The following is a 17,151-nucleotide window of genomic DNA, read 5'->3' on the forward strand; positions in this document are numbered from 1 at the left end:
TGTGATGATTTCATTTGCGGAATTGCGCGGCCGTCTCGCTTATTAGCGTTACTTCGCCGTCTCCACCCCGGCGTCCTTGATCACCTTCGCCCACTTTGCGGTCTCATCCGCGATGAACTGCCGGAAATGCTCGGGGCTGTCGCCGATCAGCGTCGCGCCTTGTGCGGCGAGCTTCTCTTTCACCGTCGGATCGGCCATCGCTTGCGTAGCGAGACTGTTCAGCTTGTCGACGATCTCTTTCGGCGTGCCCTTCGGCGCCACCATGCCGTACCAGTTTTCGATCCGCAGGTCCGGAAAACCCGCTTCGGCCGTGGTCGGCACCTCGGGCGCTGTGGGCGCGCTGTTGGGCGAGCCAACGGCGATCGGCCGGAGGCTGCCGGCCTTGATCTGCGGCAACAATACGGGGAGATCGAGGAAAGTCATCTGCACCTGCTGGCCCAGCAGGTCATTCACCGCGGGCGCAGCCCCCCGATAGGGGACGTGCACGATGTCGATCTTGGCCGTCAGCTTGAACAATTCGCCGGCCAGATGCGGCAGGCTGCCGGGGCCGGAAGAGGCGAAGTTGAGTTTTCCGGGCTGCGCCTTCGCCAGCGCGATCAGTTCGTTCATGTCTTTCGCCGGCACGTTGGTGGCGACGACCAGCATCTCCGGCACGGTTGCGACCAGCGTGACCGGCGTCAGGTCGGTGAGCGCGTCATAGGCGACCTTCTCCATGCTCGGGCTGATCGCGAGCGCGCCCGCGCTGGAGATCGCGATCGTGTAGCCATCGGGAGCGGCCTTTGCGGCCGCGTCGGTGCCGAGCACGCCGCCCTGGCCGCCGCGATTGTCGATGACGACGGGCTGGCCCGAAATCTCGGACATGCGCTGGCCGATGACGCGGGCGATGATGTCGTTGGGGCCGCCGGCCGGGAACGGCACGATCAGCTTGATCGGTTTTGTGGGAAAATTCTCAGCCATCGCCAGCGACGGCAGGAGCAGCAATATGGAGAGCAATCCGGAGAGAAATCTGCCTGAGACGATCATGCAATCCCTCCGCTCGCTTTGTTATTGGTTGAGGAGTTTCAGCGCTTCTTCATGCACGCGGGGGTCACCGGCGGCGATGATGCGGCCGCCGCCTTGCGCCGGCTTGCCCTCCCAGGTGGTCACGACGCCGCCGGCGCCGGTGACGATGGGGATCAGGGCCGCGATGTCGTAGGGCTTCAGCTCGGTTTCGACCACGAGGTCGACATGACCGGCGGCCAGCATGCAATAGGAGTAGCAGTCGCCGCCATAGCGCGACAGCCGCGCGCCCTTCTCGATGCGGCCAAAGGTGGCGCGGTCGCGCTCGTTCATCAGAAGCGGGCTCGTGGTGTAGGTTGTCGCTTCGGCAAGCGAGGCGCAGCGGCGGACCTGGAGGCGGCGCTCGCCGGAGGGGCCCTTATAGTTGGCCGAGCCGTTGTCGCCGGAAAACCGCTCGCCGATGAAGGGCTGGTGCATCATGCCGAATACCGGCGTGCCCCTGTGCAAGAGCGCGATCAGCGTGCCCCAGATCGGAAAACCGCCGATGAAGGATTTCGTGCCGTCGATCGGATCCAGCACCCAGACATAATCGGCGTCTTCCCGCTCATTGCCGAATTCCTCGCCAACGATGCCGTGTTGGGGGAAGTTGGCCTTGATCAGCCGCCGCATCACCGCCTCTGCGGCGCGGTCGGCCTCGGTGACCGGGTCGAAATCTTTGGTCTTGCTCTTGTCGTCGATGGACAGCGACGTGCGGAAGAACGGCAGGATGGTTTCGCCGGAAGCGGTGGCAAGCCGTCCGATGAAGGCTGAGAAATCGATCACCGTCACGGACCTGTCCCTTGAACCCGAAAGCCAAACGAATGTTGGCTATTGCCTAGCTCAAATCGAGGGGTTCGGGCAGCGCTCTCTTGAATTGCACCCTGGTATTTTGGATGCAGTTCGTTGGTCGGCCCGACGAGCCATCCGCTGACCAAATATCGATCATGGGTTTGAGAGCTTAGTTCCGGGTATGCCTCATTGGTATGCAAACAGTAATCAACCCATTGAAATTCCTTATCAAAGAAACTGAATCCGGGTTTCTGCGGGGGCATTGGAGCCCTGTGTTTTTTGCATGGGAAACGGCTCAAAAGTCCTTGCACTTTGTGCAGCGCAGTCGCATATTGTTGCGGTGCGGTAGCGCCTCGCGTTACCGCTGCCCTCCTTGGGCGTTTCCTCCCTAGACTTGGGCCGCTTGCCATAACAAGCGGCCCTTTTTTCTTGCCCATTTTCCTTGTCGATCGTTTTCGTTTCAGTGCGCGCATCGGCGCCAAGCGAAAATGAGATCGCATGTTGAGGCGGCCGTCGTCGCGACCTGCGACAGGCACAAACTATCTTGCCGTTTATTCGGCTGCCGCCTGGAACGGGCCGAGATCGCCGAACGGAATGGTCGTGGCGAGTACGTCCGATAGAATCGCGAAATCCGCTGCGACCTGGTCGAAGCGCGCGCCGCGCTCGCGCCGCCGCTCATCCATATAGATCGCGCGGTTGAGTTCGAGCTGTACCGCGTGCAGGCCGCTCGCCGGATTGCCGTAGTGCTCGGTGATGAAGCCGCCGGCATAGGGCTTGTTCCGCCCGACCGAATAACCGAGCCCGCTCAAGGTCTCCTCGACCCGGTCGGGAAGCAGCGGCGTGCAGCTCGTGCCGTAGCGGTCGCCAATCACGACGTCGGGCCGGCGCGGCTCGTCACGGGAGACGCCGACAGACGGCATGGAGTGGCAGTCGACCACCACCACGGTGCCGAACATCTGGTGCACCTTGTTGATCAGGCGCCTCAGAGCGCGGTGATACGGCTTGTAGAGCGTCTCGATTCGCGCCAGCGCGTCATCGACCGCGATCCGCTCGCGATAGATCTCCTGGCCGTCGCCGACAACGCGCGGAATGGTGCCGAGCCCGCCCGCAACGCGCATCGAGCGGGTATTGGCAAAGCTCGGCAGCCGGCCGGAGAACATCCGCGGGTCGAGCTCGTAGGGTTCTCTGTTCACGTCGACATACGAGCGCGGGAAATTGACGCGCACGACCGGAAAGCCGCGCGCGCTCAAATGCCCGATCAGTTCGTCCATGAAGGAATCTTCGGAGCGGCGGAGCGTCGGCAGGTCGATGCGCGAGGCCGCCAAAAAATCGTCCGGATAGACCGAGCCGGAATGGGGCGAGTTGAAGATGATCGGCGCCCGCCACTCGGTAGGCTCGACAATCTCGAACGGTGGCGACAAGTCGCCGTCAAACCGGGTCATCTTGGTCAGTTTCGTCCCTCTAATATCCGCGACAATCCGGATTGGACTCGAACAGGCCGGCAAAGCGAGGCTCTTATGTGCGGTCATTGTCAGGAATCGCAACCAATCTGCCAAGTGAAAAGTACAGTTGCGGCGCTGGAACGTGTCTTAACCGTGCAGGCAGCGCGGGTACGAGGCTCGATTGATTCGTGCTCCATTCCGGTTCACAAAGGGCACGCCGCACAGGGGACAAAGGGTGCATTTTTCACCCGAAATTTACCCTCTGTCAGGCTTAGTGGACACTACCGTAGCTCCCGGGGATTCGACGTTTCCTGCCATGCCCAAAATCCTGCTCGCCGAAGACGACAACGACATGCGCCGCTTCCTGGTCAAGGCGCTGGAAAACGCCGGCTTTCAGGTCTCCTCCCATGACAACGGCATGTCGGCCTATCAGCGGCTGCGGGAAGAGCCGTTCGAGATGCTGCTGACCGACATCGTGATGCCGGAGATGGACGGCATTGAGCTCGCCCGCCGGGCCTCGGAACTCGACCCCGACATCAAGATCATGTTCATTACCGGCTTCGCCGCCGTGGCCCTGAACTCGGATTCGGAGGCCCCTAAGAACGCCAAGGTCCTGTCCAAACCGGTCCATTTGCGGGAATTGGTGAGCGAAGTGAATAAGATGCTAGCGGCCTAAATCGGTCGCCTTCCGTCCTTGCGCGGGCTCCCTTGAGCCGTTATAGGGACCGCACCCGATTTCTTTGGACTTCTAGGGCACGTAGCTCAGCGGGAGAGCACTACCTTGACATGGTAGGGGTCACAGGTTCGATCCCTGTCGTGCCCACCATCCTTCGCTCGCGAAGCGAGAGAAGGATGCCGCGCCGAAGCCAATGGGCGCAGGCGGGCTTTTGTCCGCGAGCTACGGCTCGGCAAGCCACGATCTCACCCTGCGATAAGTAAGCCAACACCATCGGGGCGAAGCGTGTCCGGCGTAGCTCGACGAGCGTAGACGGACCAGGCTGTCTTGCTCCGCTCATTGGAACACCCCGACGGCAACAGGCATTGATTCGCCATGCCGAACACCTTCAAGACGGGCGATCACGTGAGCTGGAATTCCGAGGCCGGCCGGGTGCGTGGCCATATCCTGCGCGTGCATCGGAAGGACGTGACGTACAAGGGGTACGTCCATCACGCGAGCGCGGACGATCCGCAATACGAGATCAGGAGCGACAAGACCGATCACGTCGCCATGCACAAGGGCAGGGCGCTGCGGCTGTTGCGAAGCTGATGGCGCGTTCTCGCGTTTTGTCCGGATGACGCGAAGCGAAATCCAGATCCTTTCCTGGGCTCATGCTTTCCCGGATTACGCTGCTTTTCCCGGATTGTGCTACGCTCTCTCACGCGCACGCTGACCATGATGTCCGCATTCGGCGAACGCGAGGTCAGCGGATTAGCTGGCCGACGTTACCGCATCCGCCCGGTGCCTGATGGGGATGTTCTGCTCCACTGCCTTGGCGAGCACCGTGCCGGTCGTACGGCCCAGCTCTTTCGCGATCATCGTCACCGGCATCGTGCCGGCGAGCGTCTTAAGTTTCTTGAGGTCTTCCTCGTTCCACGACTTCTTCCAACTCGGCATGGTCCCCAATCCCGCTCATGACTGTTCCCCCGACTCGCCCGTACACATTATGGTAGAAGGTGATATGAAATGCACCTGATGTGGCGGCCGCGGGGTGTTCGTCCGATGACACGGGGTGTTCCGTCAGTCCCCGACGGTCTGGCACAAACTGCACTTGTGATTTTTTCACGATGCGCTTCGACGAACGATCAATGAAGACAACATGCGTCGGGATCGCGATGCTGACGCTGATCGCGTCGGTCGCCGAGGCGCGAATCATCGACTGGCAGGCCGAGCTGGAGCGCTGCCGCGCGCTGCGCGAGAATATGGCACCGCTGCTGCTGGCCGGCGAGGGGACGTCCGGCGTCGCGCGCTCGGGCCGAGCCGCCCGCCGCTGCATGTGGATCGAGCACAGGGCGGCGCGCAAGGGCATCACGGGGGCTGATAGGCGGTAGCGCCGGCTGCGATACATGCTCCGGCGCGATGCGGAGATCGCGCGGGTCCTGTCTTTGGTTCACGGCATCGGTCACACGAACCGATCATCGCCTGCATCGACTAAGTTTTCCCTGTACTAAAGACCAATGGCACAAGGTACACTTGCCGCACGTTGGAGTTGCGTTTTGAAATTGGAGCTCAACACCGGCAGGGTTGGGTGATGGCTGAGAAGACACAGGACTTGCCTTCCGAGATCGCAGAGTTGTTCGCGGCGGCGGAGAAGCTGCCATTGGGCAAGAAGCGCGATGAATTGCTTTGGAAGGCGCTGGAACTGGAAGCCAGGTTCAAAATGGAGCGCTGGGTCAATTCATCAGGGCTGCGCGCGCCGCGTAATGCCGGAGGTGGAGACTGATTGATCGCGCTGCCATGTCTCCGCGCCGCGCCAGTCCCAATCGTCGCGCGCCACCTGCCTCGTTCCGGTCAACCGGCTGCGCGCGCCGCACTCAGTAGAAGCTAACCGTTCAATGTCGACACCACCGCGCGCGCGAGATCGGAAGTGCGCTCCACCAACGGGTCGGCGCCGGCCGCTTCAAGCTCGTCTCGGCTGCCATTAACGAAGCCTGCAGCATCTCTTCGAGCGGCGGTCCGATGGCGCGCTTAATGTCGAGCGTTCCGTCGAGATCGAGGAGCACGCAGCGGCTTGGACTCATGCTGTCAAAATCTTGCTGGCAGGACGGCCGGCCCTCAACTGAGATCGTGGAGATCCTTGCCGAGGGGCGGTGTCAGGTGGAACGTCGGGAAAGAGACCTTCAACCCGGCCCGCTCGGGCGTGCAGGCCATCGGTCCCACCAGGTAGGAGTTCGCCCTGGGAAATGGCGCAAGACGCATCAGTGGCCAAAGCTTGCCATCGGCCGAAACCTGGAGGCGAAGGACGCCGTCCGCGACGGTTGCGCGCAGGCGGAAGTCACGGGCATCGTGCTCATAGGGTGCGGTCGCCCAGTCGGATCGCCCGTTGGTCAGTACGCTCGCCAGCATGGCACGTCCGTCTGAAAACTCGATGCCGGCCTTGACCCAATGCTCGGCGTCAATGCGGACCATGATGCCTGACTGGTCGTAGAGTGCCTGGAAGTCGCCCCGTACATGCAACTCGGCAGTGAATGCGTCGCCGGTCGGGAAGCCCAGGAAATGCCCGCTGTCGCGGTTGAAGCCGTAGTGGGTTTCGCGCCAGAAATCGGTGGCATTGTCAGTGACGATCTGGAGGCTATCACCCTGCGCAGCCCATCGTTCCGGTTCGTTCAGCCAGACACCGTCGCTTCTGCGAAAGATTGGATCGCTCATGTTGGACCTCGATTGGCAGCGCTGGCCGATTTCGCAGGCGCAGGTCAGAGCACGGCATTGGTGAATTGCGGCTTGAAGAGGGCAGGGGAGCTGCCGGGCCGTTTGCGCTGCAATGACTAGCTGGCGAGATATCTGGCTACCGCTGCCTCATCCCATTGAATGCCGTTGCCGGGCTCCTCGCTCGGCAAGGCAAAACCGTCCTTGATGGTCAGGCGTGTCGCCAGCACGGCGTCGGCCCAGTCGACATATTCCAGCCAGTGCGCCGTTGGCGTGACGCAGAGCAGATGCGCACTCACCTCCGAGAACAAGTGCGTCGACATCTCGATGCCGGCAGCATGCGCAAGAGAGGAGGCGCGCAGCCAGCCGGTTACGCCGCCGATGCGTTGCACGTCGGGCATGACGAAGTCGCAAGCCTCGGCTGAAAGCGCGGACTGCATCGAAAAGGCGCTGTCGAAATTCTCGCCGATCTGGATCGGCGTGCGGAGCGCGTCGGCAATGCGTGCGCAGCCCGCATAGTCGTCATGCCGAATCGGCTCCTCGATCCAGAGCAGACCCTCTTCGTCGAGCATTTCGCCGCGGCGGATCGATTCCGCCACGGTGAGCGACTGGTTGTAGTCGCACATCAGCGTGACCTCGTCGCCAACCGACTTGCGTACCGCGCGCACGACGTTGAGGTCCTCCCGCGCATCGGGGCGACCGAGGCGGATCTTCGCGGCATGAAAGCCTTCGGCGAGCAGTTTTTCGGCCTCGTCCACGGCGGCACCGGCCGGCATGATGCCTAGGCCCTTCGAATTATAGGCGCGTACCGGCTTCGGTGCTCCGCCGAGCAGGCGTGCGAGCGGCAGGTCTCTGGCGCGGGCGAGCGCGTCCCAGGCTGCCATGTCGATGCCGGATTGCGCCAGGCGTTGCAGGCCGGCGAGTCCAAGGAGCGTGAAGCGCTGGCTCAGCTTGCGTTCGATCTCGAACGGCAGGAGCTCGTCGCCAACGACCATCTCGGCCATCTCGCCGACCATCGCCGTCAGCGGCTTCAAGGCGGCCGGCGTGATCGAGAACAGATAGGCGTGGCCGCGCACGCCCTGGTCGGTCTCGCAGTCGATCAGCACCAGCGGTGCCCGGGCGACCGCGCCGGTCGAGGTTCGGAGCGGCAGGTTCATCGGCACGATGACGGGGCGCGCGACAAAACGCTTGATGCGGATGGTCTCGGACATGGGCACTGGCTCCGGATCAATGAATGCGGGTTCATGCCGATCTTAAGCATTCGTCATGAAACGAAAAGGCGCCTGCCGCGACCACCATAAAATGGGGTTGCGCTGGTCTGTGTTTACGGGCTCTGTGCCGCCGCATATTGCGTCGCAGCCGCCGGATATCGCGACAAGAACGCACACAACGGAGCTACAGGGTGAAACAAGCGATCTCCGAAGAACAGCGCAAGAATGGCATTTTGACCGGCGTGGTGATCGCCTTCCTGTTGCTCGCCCTGCCGCTCGCGGTGTGGCTCGACCTGACCGAGCTCGGCAAGGCGGCGCTGCGACGGCAGGCCGCCGACCTCAATTCGGTCATCACCAGCGTGCGCAGCTATTACGCCACCAACGTGGTCGGGCGGATCCTCGCCAATCCCAACGGTACCACCAAGGTCGTGCACAACTACGAATCCGTGCCGGGTGCGATCCCGATCCCCGCGACGCTGTCGCTCGAGCTCGGGCGCGTGATCGGCGCCCAACAGGAGAACATCACTTATCGCTTCGTCTCCGACTTCCCGTTTCAGAACCGGGCGCCGCACCAGCTCGACAAGTTTGAGAAGGATGCGCTGGAAGCCTTGCGCGCGGATCCCGAGCAGAAGATCGTCGAGACAGAGACCTCGCTCTTTTCTGACAAGGTTCGGCTGGTGGCTCCCGTGACGATGGGCCCGGCCTGCGTGAGCTGCCACAACAGCCATCCCGAAAGCCCGAAGAAGGACTGGAAGGTCGGCGACGTCAGGGGCATCCAGGAGGTGATCATCGCGCAGCCGATCGCCGCGAACATCTTCTCGTTCAAATTCCTGCTCGCCTATCTCTTCATCGCAGCCGGCAGCGGCCTCTCCTTCCTCTCCATGCAGCGCCGCCAGGCCAACCGCATCAAGTCGATGAACAGGGAGCTCGAATCCGCCAACGACTTCCTCGCCTCGCTCTCGATGAAGATCTCGCGCTACATCCCGCCGCAGGTCTACAAGAGCATCTTCAGCGGGCAGAAGGACGTCACCATCCACACCGAGCGCAAGAAGCTCACCATCTTCTTCTCCGACATCCAGAATTTCACCGCGACCGCCGAGCGGCTCCAGCCGGAGCTTCTGACCCAGCTCCTGAACGAATATTTCACCGAGATGTCGGCGATCGCGCACGAACATGGCGGCACCATCGACAAGTTCATCGGCGATGCCATGCTGATCTTCTTCGGCGATCCCGAGACCAAGGGTGACCGCGCAGACGCACAGGCCTGTCTCCGCATGGCATGGCGCATGCAGCAGCGGCTCGCCGAACTCAACGCCAAATGGCGCGCCTCCGGCATCGAGCAGCCTTTCAAGTCGCGCATGGGCATCAATTCCGGCTATTGTAATGTCGGCAATTTCGGCAGCAGCGACCGCATGGATTACACGATCATCGGCGCGGAGGCGAACCTCGCCGCGCGCCTGCAATCGATCGCCGAGCCCGGCGGCATCGTGCTGAGCTATGAGAGCTTCGCCCTGGTCAGCGACGTCGTCACGGCGCATGCGCTGCCGGCCATCACCATGAAGGGCATCAGCCGCGAGGTCATACCCTATTCCGTCGATGCGCTGAGCGACGGGGGAGCTGCAAAGAGCGGCGTCATCACCGAGCGTGTTCCGGGCCTGGAGCTCTATCTCGACCCCTCGGTCGTGAAATCGGGCGACGCCGCGCGGGTGCGCTCGCTCCTGGAAAACGCGCTGGCCTCGCTCAAGCCGGCGTGAGGCTGGTCAGCGTTTCCGGCCTTCGGTGAATGCGGTTTCGATCACGTCGCCGAACGACTGCCAGGTGCGGCCGTCGAACTGCTCGAGGCGCATCTGCTTGATCGGTAGATAGTTGTCCGGCGACGTGGTCATCTTGATGCCGGGCAATGCGACCGAGGGCTGAAACTCGCGAAGCGAAGCCGCCTGCCGCATGACGTTGTCGCGGGAGAGGTCGTCGCCGCATTGCCTCAGCACCTGCGCCAGGGCTTCCGCCGCCGCATAACCATAGAGCGCGGCGCTGTTGTTGCGGCTTTCGGGGTGATTGTACTTGTCCATGAAGGCGAGCCAGTCCTTCATGCCGGGATCGTCCGTCCAGGCCGGATCGCTCGGATCCTTGAGGAATGCCGCCGAGATCACGCCGGCCGAGTTCTCGGTTCCTGCCGGGATCAGCGCATTGGCGATCGAGGCCGCGGCATCATTCAGAATGAACACGGGATGCCAATTGAAGCCGGCCGCCAGCTTGATCACGCGGGCCGCGGTGCTCGGCACGCCGGCGAAGACGAACACCTCGGCGCCGGACTGCTTCAGCACCGAGACGTGGGTGTCGAGATGCTCGTCGGCAATGTCGAAGGCGATATCGACGACGACGAAGCGGTTGAGATCGCCCAGGCCTTCCTCGATGCCCTTGAACAGGTCGCGTCCGAACTGGTCGTTCTGCCAGAGCACGACGATCTTGCGCCTGGGATAATAGGCCTGGATATAGTTGGCGTAGATGCGTCCCTCCGCCTTGTAGGAGGGTTGCCAGCCCATCGTCCAGGGAAACGCCCTGGGCCGGCTCAGCTCCTCGTCGCCGGACGCGACGAAGAGCTGCGGGATCTTGCGCTCGTTGAGGTACCAGCGCGTGGCGAGATTGCCGGGCGTGCCGAATGAGCCGAACATCAACAGCACGTCGTCCTTCTCGACCAGCCCGCGCGTCAACTCCATCGCGGTTGCAGGATCGGAATTGTCGTCGCGCGTGATGAAGCGGACCTTGCGGCCGTTGATCCCGCCGCGCTCGTTGATCATGTCGAAATAGGCGGCTTCCGCCTTGCCGATCGCCCCGAATTCCGAGAGCGTGCCCGAATAGGGCATGACGTTGCCGATGCGAATCTCGGAGACGGGCGCAGCATCGTCGGCACGCTCCTGCGACATCGCACCGAGCGAGCCGACGGCCACCATCAACGCGAACAGCAGCTTGCCGGTCACACGCATGTTCGACACCTTGATGTTGGACCCCAATTGGAGATCGGGGCAATCGGCATCAACACCGCTTGATCTAGGTCAAGGGTTTGTCATTCCTGTGTCGCGCGGCTCCTTAGCCAAGCGGCAGCCGTGCTGACGCGTCGAAAGCGCCGGGCTACGGCAATCCGCGTGCCTCGAGCTGACGCACGAGTAGCAGTGTCGGCTCGGCGAGGCTGTCGGCGGAGCCGTCGAGGCCGAACACGGAGGCAATGTCGTCGCGGGTGTGCAGGATGGTGGTGCGCGGGCAGTGGCCGGAGCCACAGAGCGCCTGCTTCAGCGTTTCGCCCTGCGCCACCAGGCCTGCCGGATCGGCCGCGGCCCAGGCCAGCACGATCGGTTCCTCGACCGTGAGGATGCCGGGGAAGGCGGAGCGCTTGTCATATTGGGCGGCGTCGGAGCCGAAATAGGCTCTTTCGCTGTCGCTCGCGTCCTTGCCCGCGCGATAAATGCCGGAAATCAGCACGACCCCGGCAACGTCGGTGTCGGCGCCCTGCAACTCCGGATGCGCGAGCAGGCTCGCGACATGGAAGGCACCGGCGGCATAGCCGACCGCGACGATCTCGCGGGCATCGCCGTTGAAAAGATCCACGTTCTGGTGGATCCACGACAGGGCGGCGGCGACGTCGCGCGCGCCGGATGGCCAAGGGGCTGCGGGTGCAAGGCGGTAGTTCGCGCGCACGCCCACCATGCCGTTGCGCGCGGCAAAGCACATCGCCTCGTCCTGGAACTCGCGCGCCGTATCGGGTGCGGCGCTGTCGCCGGTGAAACTGTCGCCGGCCACGAACAGCAGGATCGGCTGCGGCGTTGCCGCCTTGGTCTGGCTGGTCGCGACATCAAGGACGTTCTGCTCGCTGTCGCCATAGCGCAGGCCTCGCGAGAACGCGACCTGGTCGCAGAGCCGGGCCGCTCCTCCGGCGGACGTATCGGCGTCGGTGAGGCCTGTGCGCACCAGATCGAACGGCAATTGCGATCGGGCGGGAAGCAACCCGTGCGCGGAGGTGGTCGTGATGGTCAGCAAAAGCAAAAATGCGAGATAGTTTTTCATTGTTATATGCCGTGCTGATCACTCAAGCGCCGGCTCGCGTTCCGGCTTGGCTTGTCAATTCGCCTTATCGATTGCCGTTGGGGCGATTTGACGGCGCGCGCTAACTCCCCGGCTGGAACGTGCAGCTTGCGCCGCTGCCATCTTTCCGGCGGATGGCATCAGGATCGATCGTGCAGCTCACCTTCGACAGGCTCTCGAAGTTCGATCCCGCGGCGCCATCAGCCGGCACGCCGGCGAGCGCCTCGGTGGCATAGATCTCGTTGGCCGTGGAGCCGTTCACGGTCTTGATCTTCTTGCCGAAGGTCACCTCGCAGTTGCGCACGGTGATGTCGACATTGCCGGTGCGGCAGACGATGCGGTCGGCGGTCACGACGATCGGCTTCTTGTAGGGGATATCGCTGTTGGCCGCGAACAGCATCGCGATTGCCTTCTTCTCGCCCGAGGTCAGCACCGGCGACAGCGGCGCGATGACGCCGGCGAGCGCCAGCGCCGTCGAGCCCGAGATCGTCGAGGCGCCATCGGTGGCCAGCGCAACCGACGCGCCACCCAGCGCGAGCGACGCCGCAAGGATCAGCTTCCCGAGCTTCATCTCAGGCAGCCTTCCTGCGCTTGGATGCCTTCTTCGCAGCTCTTCGTTTCTTGACCGCCTTCTTCTTCGTGGCTTTCTGGCCGGCGAGATAGGCCTCGACCTTCCTCGACGAATGGCCGGCGGCGGCCACGGCGGCCTTCAGCCTTGCCGGGGTGATCTTGAATTTCTTCGACCAGTAGCGGACCTCGTAGGGCTCGGTGAGCGCGATCCGCACCCTGTCGCCGGCGCGGTGCTTCTGGAGCTTGATGTAGGCCTCAACCTTCCTGGCGGAGTGGCCGACCGTCTTGACGGCGTATTTCAGCTTGGCCGGCGTGATCTTGAACTTCTTCGACCAGTAGGCGACTTCGTAGCGCTCGCCGAGCGCGATCAGGGCACGGTCGGCTGCGCCCCGTTTGGACTTGCTGTCGGCCATGCGTTCCTCCTGCCGCGGAAATGCGCTCGCATAGTCTAGCATGCCACCGGCGGTAGGAAAGCAATCCTGCCACGCGCCGCATAGGCGCTACCGCTTCTCGCATTTCCGTGATGGAACCAAAACGGTCCTCGCGCGACTTAATAGGACAAGCACAAAAACGTGCGAGGCTGTCATGGCAGAGCATTGGAAGCACGCCGCCGATCCGAGCGAGATCATGCGGGCGACCGGTCATCCCGAACTGGAATATGCCGCGGGCTGGACCATCGCGGGTCTGGTCACGATCGGCACCATCGTCGCCGCCTGGGTGTTCGCGATCTGAAGTCGCTTCAGGCTGCGGGAAACTGCAGCTCGAAAGCCGTGCCTTCGTCGGTCGGCTTCAGCTCGATCGAGCCGCCATGGCTCGCCATCACCGCGCGCGCGATGGCAAGCCCCATTCCGGTACCGCCCGACTCCCGGCGGGTCGTGAAGAATGCATCAAATATCCTGTCGCGGTTCGGCGCCGAGATCGCCTCGCCATCATTGCTCACAGTCAGCCGCAGCGTTGTGCGCTCGTCGACCGCCTCCAGCCTGATATGCCTGGCGTGATGCCGCATCGCATTATCGGCGAGGTGTGACAGCACGATCAGTGCCTTCTCGCTGGACATGCCGATCGGCCGGTCGAGGCTGCCCGTGGCCGTGATAGTGCCTGTCGGAAACCGGCCCTTGAGGTCGCCGATGACGGGTGCGAGCTCGGTGCGCTCGTTCTGCGGCAGGCTTTCGGCCCGCGCCAGTTCGCGCAGCCGCTGCGCCATCGCTTCGAGCCGCTCGGCATCGGAGAGGATGTTGGCGACGAAGGTCGTCTGCTCGGCCGATGTCAGGCCGTCGGGCTTGTCTTGCAGCGAATCCTGCAACAGCTCGGCGGCACCCTTGATCGAGGTCAGCGGCGATTTCAGCTCGTGGGTCAGGTGTGCCGAGAAGGTTGCAATGTAATCAGAACGCCGCGCGAGTTGCTCGGCCATGCCGAGGAAGCTGTGCGAGAGCTGGGCGAATTCGCGCGTGCCGTAATGTTTCAGCGGCCGGAATGCCTCGCGGTCGCCGCGGCCGATCCGCGCCGCGCGGTCGATCAATTCGCGCATCGGCAGCGTGATGGTCCGGGAGAAGACGAGGCCGATCGCGATCGTGCCGAGGATGACGGCAAGACCCGCCAGGATGAACTTGCCGCGCTCCTGGTAGAGATGGTCGAAGATGTTGCTCGGTGTGCGCGTTGCATAGACCACGCCGGCGACGCGGTTGTTGACGACGACCGGCATTGCCGAAAACACATGCACGCCGAGGCCGCGGCTGAAGGAATAGATCGGCGGCGGTGGCTTGTCCGGCACGCGGTTGCGCAGCGTGGCCCGGTATTGCCCGTGCAGCGCTTCAGTGACTTCCTCGATATGGGCGAGCGACTGCCCGATCTCCTGGCGGCCCGCAATCACCACGCCGTTGGGATCGAGGATCCGAAAGCCGGCAAGCGTCACTTTCTGGGTTTCGCGGATGATCGGCGTCAGCTTTGCCCCGATCTCGACATAGGCCTGATCCGCCGGCCGCGTCGCAGGCATCGCGTCAGGCCTCCGCCGCAACAGATCGTTGGCGGTCAGATCGAGCGCGGGCCGGATAGGCGTAAACTGATCGCCGGGATCGGGCAGCACGCCGGGCGCGACCTCAGGACCGAGCGCGATCCCGCCGTCGAGCCGCGCCAAAACCTCCTGCGCATAGATCGTCGCGATCACGCGGCTCTGTGCGATCAGCTCGGCCTGGGTCTGGCGGATCAGCTGGTTGTCATAAAGGCGGAAGAAGAACAGCCCCACCAGCGGCAGCACGGCAACCGTGGTCAGCACCGCAAAGATCACGAGCCCAAGCGAGGGCCGCCATTTGTCGGGCGCTGAGCTCATGCCTCTTTCTCGCAGCGTCCTAGCTTGAAGCCCACGCCGTGAATGGTCTCGATCACGCTGTCGCAGCTCTGGGCCGCGAGCTTGGCGCGGATGTTGCGGATGTGGCTGTCGATGGTGCGGTCGGAGACCTGGATGTTGAGCTGATAGGCTGCCCGCATCAACTGCTCGCGGTTGAACACCGAGGTCGGCCGCGTCAGAAGGGCGCGCAAGATGCCGAACTCGATCGCGGTCAGCTTGAGCGGCATGCCTGCAAAGGACGCGACATGCTGCTCGGGATCGACCAGGAGGCCACCTTGCGCGAGTACGGCCGAGCCTGCCTTGGCATCGCCGTTACGCGGGCTCAGTCGCCGCAGGATGACATTGACCCGCGCAACCAGCTCGCGCGGGCTGAACGGCTTCGTCACATAATCATCGCCGCCGATCTCGAGGCCGAGCACGCGGTCGATCTCCTCGTCGCGCGCCGACAGGAACAGGATCGGCACGTCTGAGGATTTGCGTACCTCGCGGCAGACCTCGAGCCCGTCGAATTCCGGCATGCCGATGTCGAGCACGATCAGGTCGGGCCTGTCGGCGGCAAAACGGCTGAGCGCCTCCTTGCCGTCGCGCGCCTCGATCACGTCCATGTCCGCCTTCTTCAGCGCCACGCGGATGACTTCGCGGATGTGGCCTTCGTCGTCGACGATGAGAATGCGATGCGCCAAAGATGTCTCCGCGTTCTCAGCCCGCCGCCTGGTTCTTCGCCTGTGCGTCGAGCCTGCGCTGCAAGCGCCAGCTCCGGAAACTCCAGGCACGCCAGGACCCGATGTCCCGACGCTGCAGTTCTACAAGCCGATCGCGGCGCGACACAAGGCAAGTCTCGTTGGTCCCGTTCCGGATTTGGATGACCTTGTCGATCGCAGGCAGAGCCTGCGGTCCGAGCGTGAGCAGGTAGTTGGTGTCGATCTGCACGCCCTTGCCCGACATTTCCTGGCTGTGGCTCAAATTGTAGTCGGCAATGATGGCATCGAAGTTCACGAGCGCGCAGATATAGAGCACGATCGTTAATGCGATCAGATTGGCGCCGATCAGCCATCGGTTGGAGCGGTCGAGCACAATGCGGGCGAGGATCAGGACCAGCCCGAGCGCCACCAGTCCCATCCAGATGAAGGCCGCGATGCGCCAATAGGTGAGGAGATAGAGGTCGACATAGAGGTCGAGGCGGAGAATGGAGGAGAGGACGAGAAGCACGTTCTGTCCGACCCAGAGATAGACCAGCGAGCGGATCACCGGCGATTTCTCGGCCGGCCCTCCGGGCCGCATCGCAGCGAGCACGAAACCGGCCGCGAGCAGCGCGGTGACGATCAGCGGATAGGCGCCGCGATGGGCGTAGGCGGCGTAGGTGACGCCGGCCGGTAGCGCGGCGTGGCCCCAGAGGTAGATCCCATCGAGGATCGATTGCGCCGCGAACAGCAGATTGAACAGGATCAGGGCGCGCAGGATGGTGGGCGCGCCGAGCAGCTCGGCCCGGTCAGTCGGAGTCGTCGGCTCCTGTTCGGCCGGCTCGGCCGCTGCGCGGCTGCTGCGCCGCCACCGCACATGGATGAACGGCCAGACCAGCGCGACGATCAGCGTCCAGAACAGGATCCGCCGGATGCTGAGATGGTCGAGGATGAGCTTTGGATTGAGCAGGTCGACCCATTGCTCGATCAGCGGATTGGCCGCATCGAATAATGCGATGAAGACGATGCCGAGAACGGCGGGGACGAACCAGACGGCGATGCAGCGCGTAAAATCCGTGAGATCGAAGATTTGCAGCACGTCGCGGAAGACTCTGAACGGGCCGAACAGAAACAGATTGCGCAACGCGCGGGCGCGGTCCGCGAACAGGGTGGTGTCCGGATTGGTCGCGAGCAGAAGTCCGACTGCAAATGCCGCGACAAGGAGCAGGACGGAAACCAGGGAGACTTCCTCGATGACGGGCACGAGGCCGACGATCACGATGATCGCGCCAAGCGCCGCTCGCCGCCGGTCCAGTATCGCATGGTTGGCGAGCCAGGATCCGCAGGCGACGGCAACAGCAAAAATGGCGAGCGAGATGCCGATCCGCTCGTCGTAGAACAGCCAGTCGGCGAGGGCGACGAGCGCCAGCGCCATCGCAAGCCTCGTCGGAATGGCTGATCCCTGGATCGGGCGAATGTCGAGGGCGGCGGCTGATGCCGGGCTTGTCATGTCGAAGACCTTCTCATGGATGGTAGCGGCATGAGCTTGAATGGGTGATGTGCAGATGTCGGGAATGCGCTCTGCACGTCTTCAGGAGTTTCGTGCAGTTTTCGTGCAAGCGGGGTTTCAACCCTC

General features: G+C 63.2%; 19 protein-coding genes and 1 tRNA gene. 7 read left to right on the forward strand and 13 right to left on the reverse strand.

Features of this window, described 5'->3' with window-relative positions:
• Positions 1-48: 48 nt before the first annotated feature.
• The 3 genes from ACV1FX_RS11075 to ACV1FX_RS11085 all read right to left on the reverse strand — a co-directional run bounded on the left by ACV1FX_RS11075 (position 49) and on the right by ACV1FX_RS11085 (position 3,269).
• On the reverse strand, positions 49-1,023 hold the full coding sequence (locus ACV1FX_RS11075) for a Bug family tripartite tricarboxylate transporter substrate binding protein (RefSeq protein ID WP_473117595.1): 975 nt from the start codon (positions 1,021-1,023) through the stop codon (positions 49-51).
• Between the two features lie 21 nt (positions 1,024-1,044).
• Positions 1,045-1,827, reverse strand: a complete 783-nt coding sequence (gene hisN / locus ACV1FX_RS11080; protein ID WP_473117596.1) for a histidinol-phosphatase — start codon at positions 1,825-1,827, stop codon at positions 1,045-1,047.
• Positions 1,828-2,378: 551 nt separating this feature from the next.
• On the reverse strand, positions 2,379-3,269 hold the full coding sequence (locus ACV1FX_RS11085) for an N-formylglutamate amidohydrolase (protein ID WP_473117597.1): 891 nt from the start codon (positions 3,267-3,269) through the stop codon (positions 2,379-2,381).
• Positions 3,270-3,585: 316 nt separating this feature from the next.
• Here ACV1FX_RS11085 and cpdR point away from each other — a divergent pair, with 316 nt between their 5' ends.
• The 3 genes from cpdR to ACV1FX_RS11100 all read left to right on the forward strand — a co-directional run bounded on the left by cpdR (position 3,586) and on the right by ACV1FX_RS11100 (position 4,536).
• A complete protein-coding gene (cpdR, locus tag ACV1FX_RS11090) occupies positions 3,586-3,945 on the forward strand; it encodes a cell cycle two-component system response regulator CpdR (protein ID WP_254105854.1) in 360 nt (119 codons plus the stop codon).
• A gap of 75 nt (positions 3,946-4,020) precedes the next feature.
• A tRNA-Val gene (locus ACV1FX_RS11095) sits at positions 4,021-4,095 on the forward strand.
• 225 nt (positions 4,096-4,320) lie between these two features.
• Positions 4,321-4,536, forward strand: a complete 216-nt coding sequence (locus tag ACV1FX_RS11100) for a hypervirulence associated TUDOR domain-containing protein (protein WP_473117598.1) — start codon at positions 4,321-4,323, stop codon at positions 4,534-4,536.
• 162 nt (positions 4,537-4,698) lie between these two features.
• Here ACV1FX_RS11100 and ACV1FX_RS11105 read toward each other — a convergent pair whose 3' ends face one another.
• A complete protein-coding gene (locus ACV1FX_RS11105) occupies positions 4,699-4,884 on the reverse strand; it encodes a hypothetical protein (protein WP_473117599.1) in 186 nt (61 codons plus the stop codon).
• A 191-nt stretch (positions 4,885-5,075) separates the two neighbouring features.
• Between ACV1FX_RS11105 and ACV1FX_RS11110 the strand changes: the two genes are divergently transcribed.
• Entirely contained in the window at positions 5,076-5,318 is a 243-nt protein-coding gene (locus ACV1FX_RS11110) for a hypothetical protein (protein WP_473117600.1), read from the forward strand.
• 200 nt (positions 5,319-5,518) lie between these two features.
• Positions 5,519-5,710 (forward strand): hypothetical protein, encoded by a 192-nt coding sequence (locus ACV1FX_RS11115; RefSeq protein WP_473117601.1) that lies wholly within the window; start codon positions 5,519-5,521, stop codon positions 5,708-5,710.
• Positions 5,711-6,042: 332 nt separating this feature from the next.
• Here the strand turns inward: ACV1FX_RS11115 and ACV1FX_RS11120 are convergent, their stop codons facing one another.
• Both ACV1FX_RS11120 and ACV1FX_RS11125 read right to left on the reverse strand, forming a co-directional pair.
• Positions 6,043-6,636, reverse strand: a complete 594-nt coding sequence (locus ACV1FX_RS11120) for a DUF1349 domain-containing protein (RefSeq protein WP_473117602.1) — start codon at positions 6,634-6,636, stop codon at positions 6,043-6,045.
• Positions 6,637-6,752: 116 nt separating this feature from the next.
• On the reverse strand, positions 6,753-7,844 hold the full coding sequence (locus ACV1FX_RS11125) for an enolase C-terminal domain-like protein (RefSeq protein WP_473117603.1): 1,092 nt from the start codon (positions 7,842-7,844) through the stop codon (positions 6,753-6,755).
• 191 nt (positions 7,845-8,035) lie between these two features.
• Here ACV1FX_RS11125 and ACV1FX_RS11130 point away from each other — a divergent pair, with 191 nt between their 5' ends.
• Positions 8,036-9,598, forward strand: a complete 1,563-nt coding sequence (locus ACV1FX_RS11130; RefSeq protein WP_473117604.1) for an adenylate/guanylate cyclase domain-containing protein — start codon at positions 8,036-8,038, stop codon at positions 9,596-9,598.
• Between the two features lie 6 nt (positions 9,599-9,604).
• On the opposite strand, the gene ACV1FX_RS11135 is transcribed toward ACV1FX_RS11130, so the two are convergent.
• From ACV1FX_RS11135 to ACV1FX_RS11150, 4 genes are all read right to left on the reverse strand, one after another.
• Positions 9,605-10,828, reverse strand: a complete 1,224-nt coding sequence (locus ACV1FX_RS11135; RefSeq protein ID WP_473117605.1) for an ABC transporter substrate-binding protein — start codon at positions 10,826-10,828, stop codon at positions 9,605-9,607.
• A gap of 145 nt (positions 10,829-10,973) precedes the next feature.
• Entirely contained in the window at positions 10,974-11,903 is a 930-nt protein-coding gene (locus tag ACV1FX_RS11140) for an alpha/beta hydrolase (protein ID WP_473117606.1), read from the reverse strand.
• Positions 11,904-12,003: 100 nt separating this feature from the next.
• Positions 12,004-12,492: a hypothetical protein gene (locus ACV1FX_RS11145; RefSeq protein WP_473117607.1), complete on the reverse strand. Its 489-nt coding sequence runs from the start codon at positions 12,490-12,492 to the stop codon at positions 12,004-12,006.
• A 1-nt stretch (position 12,493) separates the two neighbouring features.
• Positions 12,494-12,904, reverse strand: coding sequence for a DUF3606 domain-containing protein (locus ACV1FX_RS11150; protein ID WP_473117608.1), 411 nt, complete (start codon positions 12,902-12,904; stop codon positions 12,494-12,496).
• 172 nt (positions 12,905-13,076) lie between these two features.
• On the opposite strand from ACV1FX_RS11150, the gene ACV1FX_RS11155 reads away from it, so the two are divergent.
• On the forward strand, positions 13,077-13,223 hold the full coding sequence (locus tag ACV1FX_RS11155; RefSeq protein ID WP_473117609.1) for a hypothetical protein: 147 nt from the start codon (positions 13,077-13,079) through the stop codon (positions 13,221-13,223).
• Between the two features lie 7 nt (positions 13,224-13,230).
• Here the strand turns inward: ACV1FX_RS11155 and ACV1FX_RS11160 are convergent, their stop codons facing one another.
• Genes ACV1FX_RS11160 through ACV1FX_RS11170 form a run of 3 tightly spaced genes read right to left on the reverse strand, consistent with a single transcriptional unit; the run spans position 13,231 to position 17,025 of the window.
• Positions 13,231-14,817 (reverse strand): ATP-binding protein, encoded by a 1,587-nt coding sequence (locus ACV1FX_RS11160; protein ID WP_473117610.1) that lies wholly within the window; start codon positions 14,815-14,817, stop codon positions 13,231-13,233.
• The gene (locus ACV1FX_RS11165; RefSeq protein WP_473117611.1) at positions 14,814-15,518 is read right to left on the reverse strand and encodes a response regulator; all 705 of its coding nucleotides are present in this window, start codon (positions 15,516-15,518) and stop codon (positions 14,814-14,816) included. The genes ACV1FX_RS11160 and ACV1FX_RS11165 overlap by 4 nt, the downstream gene beginning before the upstream one ends.
• A gap of 16 nt (positions 15,519-15,534) precedes the next feature.
• Entirely contained in the window at positions 15,535-17,025 is a 1,491-nt protein-coding gene (locus ACV1FX_RS11170) for a DUF4153 domain-containing protein (protein ID WP_473117612.1), read from the reverse strand.
• Positions 17,026-17,151 lie beyond the last annotated feature (126 nt).

It is taken from the genome of Bradyrhizobium ingae, assembly GCF_055791185.1.